Source organism: Psittacicella hinzii (assembly GCF_003585885.1).
Classification (GTDB): domain Bacteria; phylum Pseudomonadota; class Gammaproteobacteria; order Enterobacterales; family Psittacicellaceae; genus Psittacicella.
On record NZ_NRHC01000118.1, the window covers coordinates 1 to 1,511 of the forward strand.

Genomic DNA, 1,511 nt, shown 5'->3' on the forward strand with positions numbered 1-1,511 from the left:
TGAACACTGTTTATAATCACAAATATTCCACAGTGCTTTGTTTGTTCTTTGAATTTTTCTTCACTTATTTCACATTCAATACTCACGTTTCCGTTAACTTCTATTTGCTTGATATTTAAGTATGGTTCTAACTTCTTAAGCTCTTTATTTGGGTTTTTATTAAGCTCTTCAGCAGCTTTTAGTGCTTTAAGAAACTTGTTAGAAATCACTTTTGTCTCTTTGGCACATAGTTCATGACTGTAGAACACTGTAGCGTCAACTTGCACTCCACAGTACTCAACAGGTAGAACCATAGTGTACACTTCTTCGGAGAATAAATACTTACCTTGAGGAATGATCTTACCATACACTTGATCAACGCACTCATCGAATAAATTCGTACCTTCTCGTAGTAACGTAGTGAATTTTATTCTGTCTTTATCAAGTTCTTGGAAGATCTCTTTAGATGTACAGCCAGAGTCACATACTACTTCTACATTGTTTTCTGAAGCTGTTGGAACGAGTTTGTTGAATGAATGTTTGAAGTGGGTTACGTCGTTAGTATTACCTCTAAATAGGTCAAAGTTAACTGGCATTCCGGTATCTTGATCGATAAGGAGTGCAAAGTTCATTTGTGGAAGACTTGCATCTCCGCGAGAATAGCCATACTCAACGAATTCGTTTAAGGTTTTGTCTGCATAACTGTTGTGAGAAGTTACATCGTAGATTACGGACATATTCGGAGTAGAACGTAGCATAGCCCATTCTTCTCTGAAGTCATCAATACCTTGATCAAGTTCTTTAAAGAATTTACTGATGTCTTGAGATGTACTAAAGCAATCCTCATCTAGATTATGCTCTTTCGCCCAACGCTCGAAACGTCTAACAGCATTAGATCCCTCGTGATAGAAAGCAGCTAGAGCTACTAAGGTGTTAGTGCTTTTTTCTCCGTAGATATCTAGAAGTAACGAGTTTAATCCGATATCTTCGGATAAGTATTTAGCGACATAATGGTAGAAAGGAGAAGTTACTTTCTCAATATCTGTACGTACTGCTTGCTTCTTATTTGATTTAGGAATTGAAGATCTAGATACATTACTTCTTGGACGTCCTCTAGTTTTTTTTACCGTATCGATGACAGCACCATCTCCAAAGATTTCTTCTACAGTATAGAGCTTAGCTTCTGGAAAAATTTCTGCGAAGATCTCATTTGGAACGAAGTAATCAGTGTGTTCGTATTCTTCATTATTTAATTTCTTTTTTACAACTCTACCTATATAACGACGCTTTGAGTCAGCATAGATACTGTTACCACTCTTAGATTCAGTTCTATAGTATTCAACAACATAGTACAAATGATCACCATCTCGTTTTGTCTTAGTTGCAGGTCTCTTAGCGATATAAGTAATTTCGTTATTTTTAGTCATACTTTCTTTTATCTGGATTGAGGTAAAGATACAATTTCTGATAGCAAATTTATCACTTATTTGCGGTCATAAGTATATTATACCATAACTTTCGATAAAAGTAGT

At 35.5% G+C, this 1,511-nt stretch carries 1 protein-coding gene; it reads right to left on the bottom strand.

From position 1 onward, the window contains the following. A partial coding sequence (locus CKF54_RS07315; protein WP_147396850.1) for a transposase occupies nucleotides 1–1,406 on the bottom strand: 1,406 nt, incomplete at its 3' end. Nucleotides 1,407–1,511 lie beyond the last annotated feature (105 nt).